The organism is Flavobacterium sp. AED (assembly GCF_000812945.1).
In the GTDB taxonomy this organism is placed as follows: domain Bacteria; phylum Bacteroidota; class Bacteroidia; order Flavobacteriales; family Flavobacteriaceae; genus Flavobacterium.
This window is the reverse complement of the sequence record NZ_JSYM01000006.1, coordinates 27,156-47,792: the sequence shown is the minus strand read 5'-3', so window position 1 is coordinate 47,792 and position 20,637 is coordinate 27,156. Positions and strand designations below refer to the sequence as shown.

The 20,637-nt window shown below is 34.8% G+C and carries 12 protein-coding genes; 8 read left to right on the top strand and 4 right to left on the bottom strand.

Translation table 11 applies throughout. From position 1 onward, the window contains the following. Positions 1-32 precede the first annotated feature (32 nt). The 4 genes from OA85_RS15530 to OA85_RS15515 all read right to left on the bottom strand — a co-directional run bounded on the left by OA85_RS15530 (position 33) and on the right by OA85_RS15515 (position 8,611). The gene (locus tag OA85_RS15530; RefSeq protein WP_039110757.1) at positions 33-2,879 is read right to left on the bottom strand and encodes an alpha-amylase family glycosyl hydrolase; all 2,847 of its coding nucleotides are present in this window, start codon (positions 2,877-2,879) and stop codon (positions 33-35) included. Between the two features lie 67 nt (positions 2,880-2,946). After that, complete coding sequence (locus OA85_RS15525; RefSeq protein ID WP_039110756.1) at positions 2,947-4,035, bottom strand: SusE domain-containing protein; 1,089 nt, start codon at positions 4,033-4,035, stop codon at positions 2,947-2,949. A 20-nt stretch (positions 4,036-4,055) separates the two neighbouring features. After that, positions 4,056-5,651 (bottom strand): RagB/SusD family nutrient uptake outer membrane protein, encoded by a 1,596-nt coding sequence (locus tag OA85_RS15520; RefSeq protein ID WP_039110755.1) that lies wholly within the window; start codon positions 5,649-5,651, stop codon positions 4,056-4,058. A gap of 17 nt (positions 5,652-5,668) precedes the next feature. Next, a complete protein-coding gene (locus OA85_RS15515; protein WP_039110754.1) occupies positions 5,669-8,611 on the bottom strand; it encodes a SusC/RagA family TonB-linked outer membrane protein in 2,943 nt (980 codons plus the stop codon). Between the two features lie 234 nt (positions 8,612-8,845). Between OA85_RS15515 and OA85_RS15510 the strand changes: the two genes are divergently transcribed. From OA85_RS15510 to OA85_RS15475, 8 genes are all read left to right on the top strand, one after another. Continuing rightward, positions 8,846-9,871: a LacI family DNA-binding transcriptional regulator gene (locus tag OA85_RS15510; protein WP_039110753.1), complete on the top strand. Its 1,026-nt coding sequence runs from the start codon at positions 8,846-8,848 to the stop codon at positions 9,869-9,871. A gap of 316 nt (positions 9,872-10,187) precedes the next feature. Then, positions 10,188-11,708: an MFS transporter gene (locus tag OA85_RS15505; protein ID WP_039110752.1), complete on the top strand. Its 1,521-nt coding sequence runs from the start codon at positions 10,188-10,190 to the stop codon at positions 11,706-11,708. Continuing rightward, a complete protein-coding gene (pgmB, locus tag OA85_RS15500) occupies positions 11,701-12,360 on the top strand; it encodes a beta-phosphoglucomutase (protein WP_039110751.1) in 660 nt (219 codons plus the stop codon). The genes OA85_RS15505 and pgmB overlap by 8 nt, the downstream gene beginning before the upstream one ends. Before the next feature lie 106 nt (positions 12,361-12,466). Next, complete coding sequence (locus OA85_RS15495; RefSeq protein WP_039110749.1) at positions 12,467-14,770, top strand: glycoside hydrolase family 65 protein; 2,304 nt, start codon at positions 12,467-12,469, stop codon at positions 14,768-14,770. A gap of 294 nt (positions 14,771-15,064) precedes the next feature. Continuing rightward, positions 15,065-16,870, top strand: a complete 1,806-nt coding sequence (locus OA85_RS15490) for a glycoside hydrolase family 13 protein (RefSeq protein WP_231557117.1) — start codon at positions 15,065-15,067, stop codon at positions 16,868-16,870. 85 nt (positions 16,871-16,955) lie between these two features. After that, positions 16,956-18,626, top strand: a complete 1,671-nt coding sequence (locus tag OA85_RS15485) for an alpha-amylase family glycosyl hydrolase (protein WP_039110747.1) — start codon at positions 16,956-16,958, stop codon at positions 18,624-18,626. Positions 18,627-18,705: 79 nt separating this feature from the next. Next, on the top strand, positions 18,706-19,383 hold the full coding sequence (locus OA85_RS15480) for a glycerophosphodiester phosphodiesterase family protein (protein WP_039110746.1): 678 nt from the start codon (positions 18,706-18,708) through the stop codon (positions 19,381-19,383). After that, positions 19,380-20,588, top strand: a complete 1,209-nt coding sequence (locus OA85_RS15475; protein WP_039110745.1) for an NAD(P)/FAD-dependent oxidoreductase — start codon at positions 19,380-19,382, stop codon at positions 20,586-20,588. Before OA85_RS15480 ends, OA85_RS15475 begins: the two co-directional genes overlap by 4 nt. Positions 20,589-20,637 lie beyond the last annotated feature (49 nt).

Here is a 20,637-nt window from a genome sequence, read left to right as displayed (position 1 = left end):
ACGGACAGCCTTTCAACTTTTATCAGTTATTCTTATATTTTTAAAAACTTCATAACTTGAACCTCATTGTTTTCGTTATACGCTTTTACTATATAAAGCCCTTTATTCAAATCATTGACTGCATATTGATAGGACACAGTCTGACTTGTATTAAAACTTTTCACCAATTGTCCTGTAATTGAAAAAACTTGAACTTTTGAAGTATTCGTATTTAAAGTAAAATAATTAGTGGCAGGATTTGGATATAAATAAATCCCGTCTTTTTTCTCAAAATTGGCAATTGCCAAGGATGCAATTTTATTACCATATATTCTAAACTCTCCTGCTGGAATAGCTATTGTAGCAGCAACATTAGTAACATTTATAGTCGAATTATCCATCAAATTGTACCAAGTTCCAGTATAAGGGAACCCTGTAGCTACATTTTGAGCAGAGACATCAAAATTAGCCAGTATCAATACATCTTTAAGTTGCGTAGCCGCCAAAGCACTATTGGTAATCTTGATATTAGGCGTTAATGAAGCACTACTGATAGTTGCGGTCCCTACAAATACAGGTTCGTTTATCTTTAAAGCAATCATTTTTGCCCAATCTGTATAAATTTTATTTCTACCTGCATCGCCTGACCAATTATTTACCCATTGTGGCTGTGGTTTCTTGTCCAGTTTACAATCTCCTGAAATTGCATCAGAGGATGTATTTACTGATCCATCATTACACGTATAAATAGAAGAATCCCAACCTAGTTCTCCAAAATGCCAAATCATTTTTGGTCCCGGAACAAGTAGAGATACCGCTCCTAAGGCTGACATTCTGGAAAGTGCAGTTGCTGGAGTTTTTACGTTATATCCATTTAGATTAGCACCGTATTGTATATTTTTATACATCAAGCGTTCTTCATCATGACTTTCGGCATAACCCATCAATCTATTTTTTGTAAATCCGTGGTTAGTACTATTCATTCTGGAAATATCGTTGTTAGAGTTATACCCCATAGTCAATTGATTGTAAGGATCGGTCATTTTACCCCACATCATCACTCCTTTACTTGGTGTTTCAGTAATTCTATAATTTGCCCATTCCTGTTCTTCCATATCTGTCCCTAAATGTTCGAAAATAGTATAATGTGTTGGATCTAAACTCCAGGAATAATCAGCATAATCTTTCAAGATAGCAACTCTATCTGCTTGATACGCATTAGTACACGTTTCATCACTCGCAGTACAATTTTGCGTAAATCCTTTGGTTAAATCCCAACGAAAACCATCAATTTTATATTCTTGAATCCATTGTTTAACTACCCGTTTTACGTAATTTTTTGTCAATAGTGAAGCGTGATTAAAATCTTCACCTACACTATATGAATGTTTTGCTACCGTATTGAAATACGGATTCTCAGTTGAAGGTGATCCCCAACCGTCTCCATCAGGATCGTTCATCCACATACGAACCATTGGATTACGTCCAAAAGCATGGTTCAAAGCCACATCAAGAATTACCGCAATTCCGTTTTGATGACATACGTCTATCAATTCTTTGAATTTAGTGGAAGTTCCATAAAACTTATCGAGAGCCATGTGAAAAGAAGTATTGTAACCCCAACTTTCGTTCCCTTCAAATTCCATTACTGGTAGTAATTCAATGGCATTTATTTTTAAATTTTTGAAATAATCAATTCTGTCAATTACACTTTGATAACTTCTAGCCGCATCAAAATCTCTAACCAAAAGTTCATAAACTACTAATTTTTCTTTTTCTGGTTTCACAAAATTAGTCGTTGCAGCACTCCAGGCATATGCCGCTTGCCCTGTTTGCAAAACAGTCACTTCTCGCTCTTGACCTACAGGATACACAGGAAGAGACGGATAAGACAGAGCCGGAATATAAGGGTCATCATCCGGTGACAATACTAAAGTAGAATAGGGATCAGCAGTTTTTACCAATGATGGTGTTCCTGCAATAGGTGTTGCATCAACCACCCAATATTGATAGGTATAATTTGTACCCGAGGTCAATCCTGTTAATTCCAACCAAAACTTACCTGAAGTAGGGTCTTTTTTCATCGAATAAACCGAAGTCGGCTGCCAGTTATTGAAGCTTCCCGCAACATAAACAAAATCCTTTAATGGCGCATCAAGAACTAAAGTTGCTTTTGTCGCATCGACTGTGTTATAATTGATTCCATCAAGTAATCCGGTAGGCATTGCCGCACTAACTGTTCCGGGATTTACAATTACACTAAAATTTTTGGTAATAGTAGTACTCCCTTGTGTTACTTCTAATGAGTAATTTTTATTACTGGTAACATTTGCATCGCTAAAAGTATAACTTGCTGTACTCAAATTTGTATTTATACTCGTGCCATTTACTTTTAAGTTATAACTCGCATTTCCTCCAGTGTTGTTTGCAGCAACATTAAAACTTGTTCCTGAAGGAATAATCGTAGTGCTATTTTGGGCTGGTGTTGTTAAATTTACTTGAAAAGCTCCAACATTAAAAAAAGTATCAGCAGTCTGTAAAGTTCCAGCGTCATTTCTTAATACCACACAAATTTGAGTAATAGAACTCGAAAGTGGAACTCCAAAATAAGTATACAAATCTGGTGTAAGATCTAATTTATAACTAGTTCCTGAAACTAATGTTAATGCGGGTTGTGTTGAATTATTCCCCCAAGATCCTTTCACATTTTGCCATGTTGCCCCATTAACAGTCAAACCGATATGCGCATATATTGTACCGGTATATGCCGCTAATGGCGTTCCAGTTTTATTGAAATTAAGCGTAACAACTCCACTAGCAATTGCAGGTGATGGCGTAGTTGTAAACTGTGCAAAACTAATAGATGATATCAGTAAAAATAATAAAGTAATTTTTTTCATTTCATTTATTTATTAAATTTATAAAAAAAGGGCTATCCATAAGATAGCCCTTTCAAACATTAAAAAATTATATTTTAACCATTGTGTAAGTGTATGCTCTTGGATTACTTAAATCTAAAGTGATTAAATAAGTTCCTGCGGTTGTACCAATATTCGTTCCGCCAGCTTCAAGCTTACCGTCTGCGCCAGTATCACCAAAGTTATAGTCCCAATTATTATTAGCTCTAAATTTTAATCCGTTATCTGGAGCAGCTTGAGTAGTTAAAACAGCCGTTACTGTCCATTTTTTAGTAGCCTTGTCATAAGTCATCGGAGTATCTGTGCTCCATCCGCCTGGTGTAGCATTTCCAACTATTCCCCATGCAAGTTTAGTAGCTTTGTAAGTTAATTTTTCAGTATCAACTTCCATTTTGTAATAACCTGAAGCAGTTGAGAAATTCCCCCCAGTTACACTTATTAAACCAGCACCACCAGTACCATAGTTTGTACCATCCCAATTAGTTTGTGTTGAAAATTTAAAACCTTGGCCATCTACCGTACCGTCTTGTGCATTTTCAAAATAAACATATCCTTCAAAAGCAGTTTTTCCATAACCATCAGCTGCTAATATTGCTGCACTTGATTGTGTCCAATCAGAACCATAACCTGAAGCACTTTGATAACCACCAGGAATCCATAATTTAGGACTTTCAGTAGTATAAGGTGTAACAACAATTCCAACTATGTTAGAATACATTGGAGCCAAAGCTCCAGCAGTTGCTTTAACTCTTACTTGAAATTCTCCAGGAGTAAAAGGTATTGCTTTTAATGATAATGCAGCTCCATTTATTGACGCTACTGAAACAGACACTTGGTTTTGAGAAGGTAAAGAACTCCCTATTTCTTTAGGTGTTTTAAAGTCATTCCCTTTTGTATCCATTTCAACAACATAATCCACTTGGACATCCCCTCCAAAATTAGCTGATTTCCATGTAAAACGCTCCGCTTGAGCAGTTGCATTTTCAGGTTTTAATATATAAGCCGCACCTGCAGTTGGAGCAGTCAATACAGGAGCATCTACTCCTTCAATAACGGGTCTGTCTTGAACATCTTCTACGCTACAAGACAAAGCAACTACTGCAAATAAAGCTATTATTGATTTAGTTATATTTTTCATTTTATAAAATTTTTTAATTATTAATATCCAGTATTTTGTTGCAATTTTTGGTTTGTGGCTAATGCCTTTGCCGGAATAGGAAATAAATCTCTGTACGATTGCGTAGGTGAACCAGATGCTGAACCACCTTTCCAAGGCCAGATATAACTACCTCCAGTAAATTTTCCAAAACGAATTAAATCCGTTCTTCTGTGTCCTTCCCAGTGCAATTCTCTTGCTCTTTCGTCAAGAATAAAATCTAATGTTAAATCTCCTTGTGTTACCGTAGCTCCTTTAGCTCTAGTTCGCAATGCATTTACATAAGTAGTTGCATTTGCAATAGTAGCACCAGCAGCACCTCTCACGGCACATTCAGCATACATCAGATAAGCATCCGCTAAACGAAAAATTGGAAAATCCGCATCAGAGAAGTTACCCGCTTTATCTGAACCTTGCTTACCATTCACATCAACATTTCTAAATTTTTGAATAGCATAACCATCAGTGAAATTACTAATATCCTTAATTTCTTTAGTCTGACCAGCTTTATAGAATTGTCCACGAGTATCAGTAGTATTTGCATCAAACTTATCTACAAAAGCTGCAGTAGTTCTAATACCACCCCATCCACCATTAATTCCAAAGCTTGCCGCATTCATGCTACCTCCAACAGGAGCATGTGTCAAGAAAGTAGTTCCTCCGTATGTTTGAGTATGAAGACCATCAAAAGCTATAGCAAATATAAATTCGTTTTGAGCTCCGTTTTTATCATTATCCGCCAAAAACAATTGATTGTAATTTGTATGTAAAGAATATGCTGAACCTGTTATTTTTGAAATTAAAGGAACCGCTTCCACATAATGATCTGTACCGATATACACTTTTGCATTCATGTACAATTTAGCTTGTAACATCCAAGCTGCTGCTTGATCCACACGAAAAGCCTCATTTGATTTTGGAGCTTTCAACAATGGAGTAATCGCTGTTAATTCGTCATCAATAAATTTGTACAACTCTGTTCTTGTAGCATATTCCGGATAATAAAAAGTAGTTGGAGAATCCTCGGTTACTAAAGAACCACCCCCAAAAGTATCTATTAAATGCCAATACGTTATTGCTCTTAAGAAACGAGCTTCTGCTCTGTAAGTAGCTATTTCAGCTTTCAAAGTTGCATCTATTCCCCTAGCGGTTAATTTTTCATCCGTAGTTTGACGCAAAAACTCATTACAGTTTACAATTTGAAAAGAGAAACGAGCGAAAGTTGCATTGATGAAATTATCCGAAGTCGTCCAAGCCTGAGAATGAAAATCCTTGATAGTTCCATCATTCCATCCAATAACCGCTTCATCAGTAGTTAATTCTTGCATCATCCAGTATCCTCTAATGTATTGACTTGTTCCTTCATCAATACCTGAAATGTCAGGTGAACCAGCAGGTCCTTGTTGACCTGAAGTAGCAAAACCAGCATATAGTTTGGCTAGATTTTGTTTATAGGATTCTGGTGTGCTAAAAAACTCAGATCCAGGGATAGAAGATCCAGTATCAGGTGATTGATCTAGTTCACTTGTACATGATGGGAATACCATCACCAACAGTAACAAAGAAATGCTCAATAATTTTTTTTGTATATTTTTCATTTTTCTTGTTATTTGAATTAGAAATTAACGTTTAGCCCTAAAGTGAAAGTAATAGGTCTTGGATATAAATTTTTATCTATACCCCCAGAAATCTCAGGATCTAATCCACTATATTTAGTAATGATAAGAACGTTTTGAGCAGCTAATGTTAATTTAACTAATGAGCTTGAATTTGGTTTTTGATTAAAAGTATACCCAACACTTACATTATCTAACCTGATAAAAGAAGCATTTTGAATATAATAATCAGAATGCAGTTGCAAATCATTTGATTTAGCAAAACCTGTTTCTAAAAGATTAGCAACTCCGTTATTCAAATCGGTATTTCTTGTTAATACATTATTGTAAACTCCTTTATTAGAATCTACGTTGTTGTAATTAAAATTACCCCAAGATCCTCTCCAATTCATTCCCATGTCCCAATTTTTATAGGTAACACTTGTATTAAATGCATAAAACACATCGGCTGCCGGCTTATGGAAACGGTATTTATCATCCGCATTCACAACACCATCTTTATTTCTATCTATAAAAATCCCGTCAAGTGGTTTCCCATCAGCTCCATAAGCTTGTTCATAAACTAAGAAAGTATTGGGAGAATATCCTACTTGGTGATTTTGAATATAGTTACCTGTTCCTCCATCAATACCTCCTACGTCAGTAATTCCTGGAGTGTTGTCCTGAGTTGTAGTTAATTTAGTGATTTTAGAGTCTTGGAAAGTAATATTACCACCTATAGTCCATTCTAAATTAGCTGTTCTTACGGGTACTACTTCTGCCGCCAATTCAATCCCTTTATTGTCTATTGTACCAATATTATAATTGTCTGCATTTGAGAATCCAAAAAATGCTGGATTATCTGTGAATAACAATAAATCTTTAGTGGTTCTTTGATACGCATCAATTGTACCTGTAATTCTGTTATTAAAAAGTCCAAAATCAACTCCTGCATTAACGGTAGTCGTCTGTTCCCATTTTAGATTACTATTGTAAGGTTGTGGTCTATATGTTGTATAGAAAGTGTTTCCTAATTGGTATTGCGCGGCACTGTTTGAAGCTAAATACAACGGAATGGAAGGATATGGATTCCCAATATTTTGTTGTCCTGTAATACCCCAACCACCTCTCAGTTTTAAACTAGAAATAGTAGTTACATCTTTCAAGAAATTTTCTTCATTCACTTTCCAAGCTACAGCTACTGCAGGGAAATTTGACCAACGATATTCAGGTGTGAATCTTGAAGTTCCATCACGTCTATACGACATCGTTACTAAATACTTATCCGCAATCGTTATATTGGTTCTTGCAAAAAAAGATTGCAAATTAATACGAGTTGGAGTAAATAATTCTTCTGTAGTAAGGTTATTTTCAAAATTATAACCTGACTTATGTTTAGATTCTTTAAAATCTTGATAAGAATACCCACCAGTTACATCAAATTGTGTAGCGATTGATTCTATTTTTTTGTTGTAGTTTAAATACAAATCCATTAACTTATTATTTCTGGATTCAATATTTTTATACGAATTATTATATCCAGAACCTTTAAGACCATTACGGTAATCAGCTGCTGTATTACCATAACCGGTTCCACTCATTTCATCGTAACCAAAATTAGCAACTGCTTTCAATTCTGGCAGAAAATGCATTTTATAATCTACTTGTACATTTCCAAGACTTCTATAAAAACCACCATAATTATTCTGTTGCTCAATTAGAGAAACTGGATTCACACCCGCTAATTGATTAATCTCTGTAGGTGAAGTCAACCATTGAAAGTAAGTACCATCTGCATTTCTTACAGGCTGAGTTGGATCAAAACCAACAGCTCCACCTATAGCACCATTATTACTGTAATTACTGTTGATTAAAGAGGTATTATTATTAAACTCAATTTTTAAATGTTTGTCTAAGAAATTACCCGTAACGTTAGCGCCTAAAGTTGTTCTCTCTACATTATCTCTTTTCAAGATACCACTCAAATTAGCATATCCTACAGAGGCTCTATAAACTACATTATCAGTACCACCACTTAATGCGATATTATGATCAGTACCAATAGCGGTTCTGTATATTTCTTTCTGCCAATCTGTGTTAGCAGCACCCACTAATGCTTGTTGCGCAGCATTACCATTAGCTGCCACAAAATCTCTGAATTGTGTACTTGATAAAGCATCTACTTTCTTCGTAATTTCAGAAACTTGAAGATTTGCATTATAACTTACTTTTAATTCGCCTGATTTTCCTTTTTTGGTAGTAATAATGATTACCCCATTTGAAGCACGAGAACCATAAATAGCCGTTGCAGAAGCATCTTTCAATACCGAAATAGATTCTATATTATTTTGATTAATAGTTGCTAATGGATTTCTACCACCTTCTACGCCACCATTTGCAACTGGAATCCCATCAATAACATACAAAGGATCATTATTTGCTGATAAGGAAGACCCACTTCTAATTCTAATAACAGGATCTACACCTGGAGATCCACCGCCATTAATGATTTGTAATCCCGCTACTTTTCCTTGAATCATTTGATCCGCAGAGGTAACCGGTCCTTTATTAAAATCTTTTGATGTCAATACAGTAACTGCTCCTGTTGCATCTTTTTTCTTAACGGTACCGTAACCCACTTGAATTACTACTTCTTTAAGTTGATTTGAATCTTCTTCCAAAGAAACACTTAATGCTTTTTGGGAATCAAAATTAACAACAGTATTTTTGTAACCAATAAAAGAAAAAACGACTTTATCGCCTTTCTTAACATTTGATAACTGATATTTACCGTCAAAATCTGTTGAAACGCCATTTGAAGCGCCTTGTACATTTACATTTACTCCAGGAATGGGCTGTCCTGATACTTTGTCAAGAACAACACCATTGAGAGTATTCTGAGCCAGAATACTAAAAGGTAGTAACAGTAATAAAAATAACAACTTTTTATAAATTGTTTTCATACTTTTTGTTTAAATTAATTTGAATTTTGGTTGTTTTATTAAATTTTAATTTTACTTCGAATTTCAAAATTAGATAAATATTAACGTGTCCGACAGAAGCACTTTTCAATTGGCTTACGAAAACGTGGTAGTGTTGAAAACTTTGTGTTTTTTATTGACATTTACTGAGAAAATTACAATAAATAAAAAAAAATCTTATCTTTATTACGAATTGAATATTACAATACCACTATCATGAAAAGAAAGGTCACCCTTAAACAAATTGCAAAAGAACTTGATGTATCCATTTCAACCGTTTCAAAATCACTTAGAAACAGTCCCGAAATAGGGGAAGAAACCAGACTAAAAGTTCAGGCATTTGCCAAATTTTACCACTATAAACCCAACAATATTGCTCTCAGTTTAAAAAACAGAAAAACAAAAACTATTGGGATTATTATTCCGGAAATAGTCCACCATTTCTTTTCAACGGTAATTAATGGAATCGAACAGGTTGCAAACGAAAATGGATATAGTGTTATCATCTGTTTATCAGACGATTCATTTGACAAAGAAGTACTTAACATGGAAATGCTTGCTAACGGAAGCATCGATGGATTCATTATGTCTCTTTCAAAAGAAACACAATTCAAAGGTGATTTTCACCACATTACCGAAGTCATTAATCAAGGAATGCCTGTTGTTATGTTTGACAGAGTAACCAATGAAATTTTTTGTGACAAAGTAATTATAGACGACAAGCTTGCCGCTTATGAAGCGGTCCAAAGTTTAATTGACAAAGGAAGAAAGAAAATTGCACTCGTAACCACAGTAGATTATGTGAGTGTAGGGAAACTAAGAACTGATGGCTATATAAAAGCTTTATTAGATAATGACATCCCATTCAACGAAAACCTAATCATCAAAATTGAGAATGTTGATACTTGCGAAATTACTATTGGAAAACTATTGGAAGACAAAGCCATTGATGCCGTCTTTGCAGTAAATGAGCTTTTTGCGGTAACCATAATTAAAACTGCAAATAAAATAGGATTGAATGTCCCTACAGACTTGGCTGTTATTGCATTTACCGATGGAATTATATCCAAATATTCAACCCCAACCATTACAACCGTTAGCCAAAGTGGTATAAAGATGGGAAATAAAGCCGCAAAAATGCTTATTGAAAGATTGGAAGCAGAACATGACGATGATGAAGCAGAAAATTATAAAACAGAAGTAATTGAAACGCATTTAATAGAAAGAGAATCGACCAATTAGATTTTTAGACTTCTTAGGAGGAGTTAGATTTTTAGACAAAATGCCGCATTCTATAATATAGTCGTCTTTGTCCAAGTCTAATTCCGAAGTTTCTGGACTAAAAAACTCAAGTAGTCTAAAAATCTAAGTAGTCTATTCTCTATTATATTCATTACTACAACCTTGTAGTTGATAATCTTTTACTTTATTTGTTTCTAAAAAGTAAAAAATTAGAATAAATTTTTATATTTACCCCTCAAAACTTTTACTTTTACTTCGAAAATAAGATAAGTTTTGATAAGCAAAGCGCTTATCGTATAATAACTAAATTACGATAATGGAAAAGCGTAAATTAAGTTTCTGGCAAATTTGGAACATGAGTTTCGGTTTCTTAGGAATACAATTTGGTTTTGCACTGCAAAACGCAAATACTTCAAGAATTTTTGAAACATTAGGTGCAAAAGTTGATGAAATCCCTATTTTATGGATTGCTGCTCCTGTAACTGGTTTAATAATCCAACCAATAATTGGTTATTTTAGCGATAGAACCTGGACAAAATTAGGCAGACGCAGACCCTATTTTCTGGTAGGTGCTATTTTATCCTCTGTTGCTTTATTTATAATGCCCAATTCGCCATCCTTATGGATAGCAGCTGGAACATTATGGATGATGGATGCCTCTATCAACATTTCGATGGAACCATTCCGTGCCTTTGTAGGTGATAATTTACCCGAAAATCAGCGCACTTTAGGTTTTGCAATGCAAAGTTTTTTCATTGGATTAGGTGCCGTTGTTGGTTCATTACTGCCTTACATTTTTACGAATGTTTTTGGCGTAAGCAATACTGCTGCAGAAGGTATCATTCCTGATTCTGTAAAATGGTCCTTTTATATAGGAGGGATTGTTTTTCTACTGGCTGTATTGTGGACTATTTTTAAATCTACTGAATATTCTCCTGAAGAATTGCAAGCTTTTGAACAAAAAGATAAAGATTCCAAAGAGATAGCGCCAATTGAAACCGAGTTTGAATCAAAAGCGAATATCAAAAGACAATTCACTTTAGGATTTCTAATGACTTTGCTAGGAAGCATTATTTCATTTATAATTTACGAAAACGGGCTTACTAAAGAACTCTATATTTTATTTGTTGGGTTAATTCTGATTGGAATTTTATTCATGATTACCTCCAGACTTAGAATTATCCAAATAAAAAATGGGTTCACTATCATCATGACCGATTTATTGAACATGCCCGCCACAATGAAAAAATTGGCTTGGGTTCAATTCTTTTCTTGGTTTGCGCTTTTCTCCATGTGGATTTATACTACGCAAGCAGTTACACAACATATTTTTGGAACAACTGATACGACCTCTAAAATATACAATGATGCTGCTGACTGGGTTTCGGTACTTTTTACTGTTTATAACGGAGTAGCAGCCGCAGTCGCTTTTTTATTGCCGGTTATTGCAAAAAAAGTAGGCGTTCGATATACGCATTTACTGGCATTGTGCTCAGGAGGTGTAGGATTGCTTTCTATTTATTTTATTGGAGACAAATATTTACTATTAGTTCCAATGATAGGAGTTGGTATCGCATGGGCAAGTATTTTATCAATGCCTTACGCCATGTTATCAGGCGCTTTACCCGCTGCAAAAATGGGATATTACATGGGAGTTTTTAACTTTTTTGTAGTTATTCCTCAAATTGTTGCTGCAACAATCCTTGGTTTTGTTGTTAAACAATTTTTTCAAAACGAACCTATTTACGCATTATTAATTGGCGGCGTATCAATGATATTTGCCGGTTTGCTTACACTTAGAGTAAACAACAGAACAAAAATTGAAATTCATGAATAATAAAAAAGCATTCATATTTGACCTAGACGGAGTGATTGTAGACACAGCAAAATATCATTATTTAGCTTGGCAAAAAATCGCAAATGAATTAAATATTGATTTCACACTGGAACACAACGAATTATTAAAAGGAGTCAGCCGCGTGCGTTCTTTGGATATTATATTAGAATTAGGAAAAGTGGAAGCTTCGCAAGAAGACAAAGACAGATGGTTAGTTCAAAAAAATGAGGAATATTTATCCTATTTGGTTGACATGAACGAAAGCGAAATTCTTCCGGGGGTTTTTCCAGTTTTGCAATTTCTAAAAGAAAATGGCCAACCAATCGCATTGGGTTCTGCCAGTAAAAATGCGAGACCAATTTTAGAAAAAACAGGAATACTTTCCTATTTTGATGCTATTGTAGATGGAAATGATGTTACTAATGCAAAACCAGATCCAGAAGTTTTCTTGATTGCAGCTCAATTATTAAATAGAAATCCAGAAGACGCTATTGTTTTTGAAGATTCAGTTGCTGGAGTTCAAGCGGCTAATATTGGAAAAATGACGAGTATAGGAATCGGTTCAGCAACAGTACTGCACGAAGCTAAATACATCTTTAAAGATTTTACGGAAATAGACACCAACTTCATAGAAGATTTAATTAAAAAATAAAAAAGATAGAATAAAAAGAAACGAGAGGCTAGACAAATTGAGAAAAAAACCAAACAACTTTAAACTTCTCATCCTTACACTTTTTAAACTTTAAACAAAGGAAAAAATGAACCAAGATTATATAAAACCAGACAATTGGTCTATCATAGAAGAAGGATTTGATGTAGAAAGCGTAAAATCATCTGAAAGTCTGTTCAGTATTGGTAACGGGGCGATGGGACAACGTGCTAATTTTGAAGAAACCTATACTGGAGAAACATTCCAGGGAAGTTATATTGCCGGAATTTATTATCCGGATAAAACCAAAGTGGGCTGGTGGAAAAACGGGTATCCTGAATATTTCGCCAAAGTTTTAAACGCTCCAAACTGGATTGGAATTGATATCGAAATCAACGGAGAAAAATTGGACTTGAATACCTGTTCAGAAGTCAAAAACTTTCGCCGTGAATTGAATATGAAAGAAGGTTGGTACAATCGTTCTTTTGAAGCGACTTTGAAAAACGGAACGGAAATTTCGGTAAATATTCGTCGTTTTCTTTCTATCGTTTTGGATGAAGTCGGCGTTATTAATTATGAAATCATCCCTTTAAACAAAGACTCAAAAATAATTTACAAACCCTATATCGACGCTGGAGTAACCAATGAAGATGCCAACTGGGAAGAAAAATTCTGGGAGCCGCTTGACGTAAAAAAATCTGGAAATGAAGCTTTTGTTACAGCTCAAACGTTCAAAACACATTTCAAAGTAACTACTTTCATGCAAAATAGCATTTTGTCTAATGGCGAAAGAACAGCTATTTCTCCTTCAAATATTGATGCAACTTCAGACAAAATTCAATTTAGTTACGATGTTATTGTGGCTCAAGGCCAAAAGTCATCTATCCAAAAAATTGGGGGTTATACCGTTTCATTGAATCATGAAAATACAATTACCGCTGCCGAAAAAGTAATCCAATCAGTATTAGCAAAAGGATACAATCAAATGTTACAAGATCAAATTGATGCTTGGGCAAAAATTTGGGAAATGTCAGACATTACAATTGATGGCGATGTAAAAGCACAACAAGGAATTCGTTTCAATATTTTTCAGTTGAACCAAACCTATTTAGGAAAAGATTCCCGTTTAAATATTGGACCAAAAGGTTTTACCGGCGAGAAATACGGTGGTTCTACTTATTGGGATACCGAAGCGTATTGCATTCCGTTTTATATGGCGACCAAAGATCAGGAAGTAGCTCGAAATTTATTGACCTATCGCTACAATCAATTGGACAAAGCTATTGAAAATGCTGCCAAATTAGGATTTACTAACGGAGCTGCTTTGTACCCAATGGTAACCATGAACGGTGAAGAGTGCCATAACGAATGGGAAATTACTTTTGAAGAAATTCATAGAAATGGAGCCATTGCATTTGCCATTTATAACTTTTACAGATACACTGGCGATTACAGTTACATCCCTGAAAAAGGACTGGAAGTATTAATAGGAATTGCTCGTTTTTGGCATCAAAGAGCCAACTTCTCGACTAATTTAAACCAATACGTAATTCTTGGCGTTACTGGTCCAAATGAATATGAGAACAACGTAAACAACAATTTCTACACTAATTATATTGCAAAATGGTGTTTGGAATATACCTACGAACAAATTCAAAAAGTGTCGCTGGAATATCCTTCAGATCATAAAAGAATTTCTGAGAAAGTAAAAATCTCGGATTCCGAATTACAATCTTGGAAAAAAGTTTCGGATAATATGTACTTCCCTTTTTCGGAAGAGCACAATGTGTACTTACAACAAGACGGTTTCTTAGACAAAGATTTAGTTCGCGTAGCTGATTTAGACAAAAGCCAAAGACCAATCAACCAAAAATGGTCTTGGGACAGAATTCTGCGCTCGCCTTATATCAAACAAGCCGATGTTTTACAATGTTTCTATTTCTTCGAAGATCATTTTTCGAAAGAAGAACTAAAAAATAATTTTGAATTTTACGAATCCTTTACGGTTCATGAAAGTTCACTTTCGCCTTGTGTGCACTCGATTCAAGCGGCGCTATTAGACAAAATGGATATGGCGTATACGTTCTATTTGAGAACTTCGCGTCTGGATTTAGATGATTATAACAAAGAAGTAGAAGAAGGCTGTCATATTACATCAATGGCTGGAACTTGGATGAGTATCGTGGAAGGTTTTGGCGGAATGAGAATTAAAGAAGACAAACTTCATTTTTCTCCAAAAATCCCAAAAGAATGGAACGGTTATTCTTTTAAAATCAACTTTAGAAATCAAATTCTGAAAGTAGCAATAAATCACAAGGAAACAACATTTTCAATAGATGGCAACAAGGAATTAGCTATAGTTGTAAATGGTAAAAACATAATTGTAACAGCAGAAAATTTAGTTACTGTTTAAAAAATTAATGGTTAGAACTTGTAGTTAATTCAAATCATTTAATCCCAAGCCTAGCTAGGCTTACAGACAATCCCAATAAACATTGGGATTGTTTAATTGATAGCAGTTCAAAATCAAAATTTACTATTTGTAATTATTTTTTTAAATACCGTTTCTTCCTAAAAGCACTAGCATTATTCAAATGATAGTAAAATTTTAATGTCAAAAAAATATAATTTAATAATGAATAAAATTGGTACATTACCCTTCATAAATAAGAGCTTTCTAAAAAAAATAACCTTATTCCTTTTTTTTATGTCTTTATCACTAAACGCACAAATTCAAAGAATTGAACCGCCTTTTTGGTATGCGGGCATGAAAAATCCAGAATTACAAATTATGTTTTATGGCAAAGACATTGCTCAATACCAAGTCACGGTTTCTAATGGAATAAAAATCACTAATGTTAAGAGAACAGAAAATCCTAACTACATTTTTGTCACCATTGATACTAAAAAAGTATCGGCAACTGATTTGATTTTCACGTTCAAGAACAACATTAAAGAATCGTTCACCCAAAAATATGCTTTGCAGCGAAGAAGAGATAATTCCGCTCAACGCAAAAGTTACGATGCTTCGGACATGATGTATTTGCTGATGCCGGACCGTTTTGCAAATGGAAACAGAAATAATGATAGCGAAGACGCCACTACAGAAAAATTTAACCGCGAATTACCCGGAGGAAGACACGGTGGCGACATTGAAGGGATTATAAAAAACCTGGATTATATTTCCTCACTGGGCGCAACAACGATATGGAGTACGCCACTTTGCGAAGACAATGACGCTGCTTTCTCCTATCATACTTACGGCCAATCTGATGTTTATAAAATAGATCCGCGTTACGGGACTAATGAAGATTATGTACGATTGTCTACTGAAATGCATAAGAAAAACATGAAATTAGTGATGGATTACGTAACTAATCATTGGGGAATTGAACATTGGATGATGAAAGATTTACCTACACGCGAATGGATCAATCAATTTGATAAATATACCCAAACCAATCATAAAAGAACGGTTATAAACGACACTCATGCCTCTAAAATTGATACCGAAACATGCCTGAACGGTTGGTTTGCACCATCAATGCCGGATTTAAACTTATCCAATCCTTTGGCATTAAAATACCTGATTCAAAATGCAATTTGGTGGATTGAATATGCAAATTTGGATGGATTTAGAGTAGATACTTTTAATTATTCCGACCCAAAAGGAATTGCCAAATGGACAAAATCAGTTACTGATGAATATCCAAATTTTAATATTGTAGGCGAAGTCTGGATGCAAAGCCAAGCACAGATATCCTATTGGCAAAAAGACAGCCCGATAAGTAAAATACAAAACTACAATTCCAATTTACCGAGTGTAATGGACTTTACATTATACGAAGCGACAAGTAAAGCATTCAATGAAGATGACGGTTCTTGGGACAAAGGAATGATGAAATTATATGATAATTTCACCAATGACTTCCTCTACCCAAACACTAACAATATGTTGATTTTTGTTGAAAATCATGACACCAATCGTTTCAATCAGACCTACGGAAATGACATTAGAAAATACAAAATGGCAATGGCTTTGATGGCAACGGTTCGCGGAATTCCACAATTGTATTACGGTAGTGAAATTGGTATGACTGGAGACAAAGGCAAAGGTGATGCTGATATTCGTCAAGACTTTCCAGGTGGTTGGGAAGGTGATAAAAATAATGCTTTCATCAAAGAAGGAAGAACTCCGGGACAAAGTGACTATTTTGATTATACGTCAAAATTATTCAACTGGAGAAAAACGAAATCGGTAGTTCATTTTGGGAAGATGACGCATTACATCCCTGAAAACAATGTATATGCTTATTTTAGGTACAATGCTAATGAAACTGTTATGGTTCTAATGAACAACAGCAATGAAACCCACACCGTAAATACACATCGTTTTAAAGAAAACATCAAAGATTTTAAAACCGGAAAGGATGTGATTTCGGAATTAACATTTGATATTACAAACGAAATAACAATAGAACCAAAATCGGTTTTGATTTTAGAATTGAAGTAATTTAAATCCCATAAGCCATTTAAGGAACTTAAATAAACTTATAATTCTTATATGTTTCAAAAAACAATCATTTAATGCTATAAAAATGAAAAAATATTTAATTCCATTTTTACTAATAAGTATGGCAATTTTAACGAGTTGCACTACTACAAAAACGGTTTCTGAAAGCAACAAAAATGTAACTAAAACTCCGTTTGTTTGGGAAGGAGCCAATCTGTATTTTCTTATGACAGATCGTTTCAATAATGGAGATACCTCAAATGATGTTTCATTCAACAGAACCAAAATACCAGGAAAACTTCGTGGATTTGAAGGCGGTGACATCAAAGGAATTTCGAAAAAAATTGATGAAGGCTATTTTGATAAACTGGGGATTAATGCCATTTGGTTTACACCAATAGTGGAACAAATCCACGATGGTGTAGATGAAGGAACGGGATTAAGCTATGGCTTTCATGGGTATTGGGCCAGAGATTGGACGAACTTAGACCCAAATTTTGGCACAAAAGAAGATTTAGCTGCATTAGCGGAAAAAGCACATGCACACGGAATCCGAATCGTTCTTGACGGTGTTATCAATCACACCGGACCAGTAACAACTGAGGATACGGTTTGGCCAAATGACTGGGTGAGAACGGGACCAACTTGCGATTATAAATCCTTTGCGAATACAACCGCTTGTACTTTAGTGGCGAATCTTCCGGATGTAAAAACTGAGAGCAATCAAAATGTAGACTTACCTCCTTTTCTAATCGAAAAATGGAAAAAAGAAGGTCGTTATGAACAAGAAATGAAAGAATTAGACGCTTTTTTTGCTCGTACAGGATATCCAAGAGCACCAAAATATTACATCATCAAATGGTTGACCGATTATATTGCTGATTATGGAATTGACGGTTATAGAGGCGATACTGTAAAACACACTGACGAAACTGTTTGGGCTGATTTCAAATCCCAATGCAACTATGCTTTTGAAAATTGGAAGAAAAACAACCCTACAAAAGTATTGGACAATAATTCTTTTTACACGATTGCTGAAGTGTATAATTATGGAATCAGCGGCGGACAAATTTTCGATTTTGGCGACAAAAAAGTAAACTATTACAAAAATGGTTTCAATAATATGATCAATTTTGAATTCAAATGGGATGCCCAAAAAGACTATGAATTCATATTTTCAAAATATTCTGATAAATTGAATAATGAACTGAAAGGTTACAGTGTTTTGAACTATTTATCTTCCCATGATGATGGTGCTCCTTTTGATGCAAAACGCACCAAAAGCAAAGAAGCGGGAACAAAATTATTACTGAGTCCAGGACTTTCACAAGTATATTACGGAGATGAATCTGCGCGTTCCTTAGTAGTTGAAGGAACCCAAGGCGATGCTACACTACGTTCGTTTATGAATTGGGACGCTATCAAATCAAATCCTGAAACACAGAAAACACTTTTGCATTGGCAAAAATTAGGTCAATTCAGAAAAAATCATCCTTCTGTTGGAGCTGGAATCCACAAGCAAATTTCAGCAAAACCGTATACTTTTAATAGAACTTTTACAAAAGAAAATTATTCAGATGCCGTAATAATTGGGCTGGATTTACCAATTGGCAAAAAAGAACTTGCCGTTGATTCCGTTTTTAAAGATGGAGTTAAAGTAAAAGATGCCTATTCTGGAAAAGAAGCACTTGTTGCCAATGGAAAAGTAACAATTACTTCTGAATTTGATATAGTTTTACTAGAATTGAAAAAATAATTTCAAAATAATTTAATCCAAACACCTTTAGAAATGAAGGCGTTTTTTTTATGTTTATCTTTACAAAAAATAAACAACAATGCTTAGAATCGCACATCGTGGCGCCAAAGGTTCTGAACCGGAGAACACCTTAATTTCGTTCCAAAAAGCATTAGACATGCAGGTGGACGGAATTGAACTCGACGTGCATTTAAGTGCGGATGGTGAATTAATGGTTATCCATGATGAAACTATTGATAGAACGACCAATGGAAAAGGTTTTGTAAATGAATTATCTTTGCGCGAATTGAATACTTTTCGAATAAATGGAGAACACAATATCCCAACACTAAGAGAAGTTTTTGATTTGGTAAACCAAGACTGTTTTATCAATATTGAACTAAAAAATTATGACACTGCAGAGAAAGTGGTTTCTCTTATAGAAAAGTATGTTACTAAAAAAGGGTGGAAATACGACCGTTTTTTAGTTTCCAGTTTTGATTGGAATGCCTTGCAGCAAGTCGCTTTTTTAAATGATAAAATTCCTATTGGCATTTTAGCAGAAACAAATCTCGCTTTAGCTCAGGCTTTCGCCAAATTTATTCAGGCAAAATCCATTCACCCGCATTTTCATTTATTAACAAAAGAAAATACGGTGCAAATGCAGGAAAAAGGATTGCAGGTTTTTCCTTGGACCATCAATGAAATAGAAGATATTCAAAAAATAAAAGCATTCAACGTAAACGGAATTATTACAGATTTCCCAAATAGAATATGAATCAAAATTTCGATATAATAATAGTAGGTGGTGGCGCAGCAGGATTTTTTACGGCAATTAATATTGTAGAGAAAAATCCGAAATTAAAAGTCGCCATTCTGGAACGTGGTACAGAAGTACTGAACAAAGTCCGTATTTCAGGCGGTGGAAGATGCAACGTAACCCACGCTTGCTTTGAACCTAATGAACTGGTGAAGTTTTATCCGCGTGGCGAAAAAGAATTGCGAGGTCCTTTTCATCAATTTTGTTCAGGCGACACAATTGAATGGTTCGAGAAACATGGCGTAGAATTAAAAATTGAAGCAGACGGACGCATGTTTCCCGTTTCTAATTCCTCACAAACTATAATCGATTGTTTTCTGAAAGCCACACAAAAACTGGGAATTGCAGTACTTACAGGACAAAGTGTACAATCCATTTTCAAAAAAGACACTTTATGGAAAGTAGAAACTCAAAGTGAAAACTATCTTTCCGAAAAGCTAATTCTAGCCACAGGCAGTAATCCTAAAGTATGGGAAATGCTACAGAATTTTGGACATGCCGTTGTCAGTCCGGTTCCTTCCCTATTCACTTTCAACATCAAAGACTCCAGAATAAAAGAATTACCTGGAGTTGCAGCACAAGTAACTGTAAAAGTAAAAGACACCAAACTCATATCAACAGGACCTTTGCTAATTACCCATTGGGGAATGAGCGGTCCGGCCATTTTGAAATTATCCGCTTGGGGTGCCCGTATCTTACACGACAAAAATTATCAGTTCACTATTTTCGTGAATTGGTTGAATGATGCTGACAAAGAAGATGTAGAGAAAAAATTAAAAGAATTAAAACAAGAACACGCCAAAAAATCGGTTTCTAAAAAATCACCATTCGAATTAACCAATCGGCTATGGGAAAGTTTAGTACTCGCTTCAGGAATTGAATCAGAAACTAAATGGGCCGATTTATCAAAAATTCAATTGCAAAATCTGGCGAATCAGTTGACAAATGGCACTTTTCAAGTAAATGGAAAAAGCACCTTTAAAGAAGAATTTGTAACTGCAGGTGGAATTGATTTAAAGGAAATCAACTTCAAAACTATGGAGAGCAAATTACACGAAAACCTCTATTTTGCAGGAGAAATTGTGAATATTGACGCTATCACGGGCGGATTCAATTTCCAAAATGCATGGACGAGTGGATTCATTGTGGCAAATGCCGTTTAGACCAAAGTCCCTTTTTAAAAACAGTTAACAATTAATACTTTATATCCTA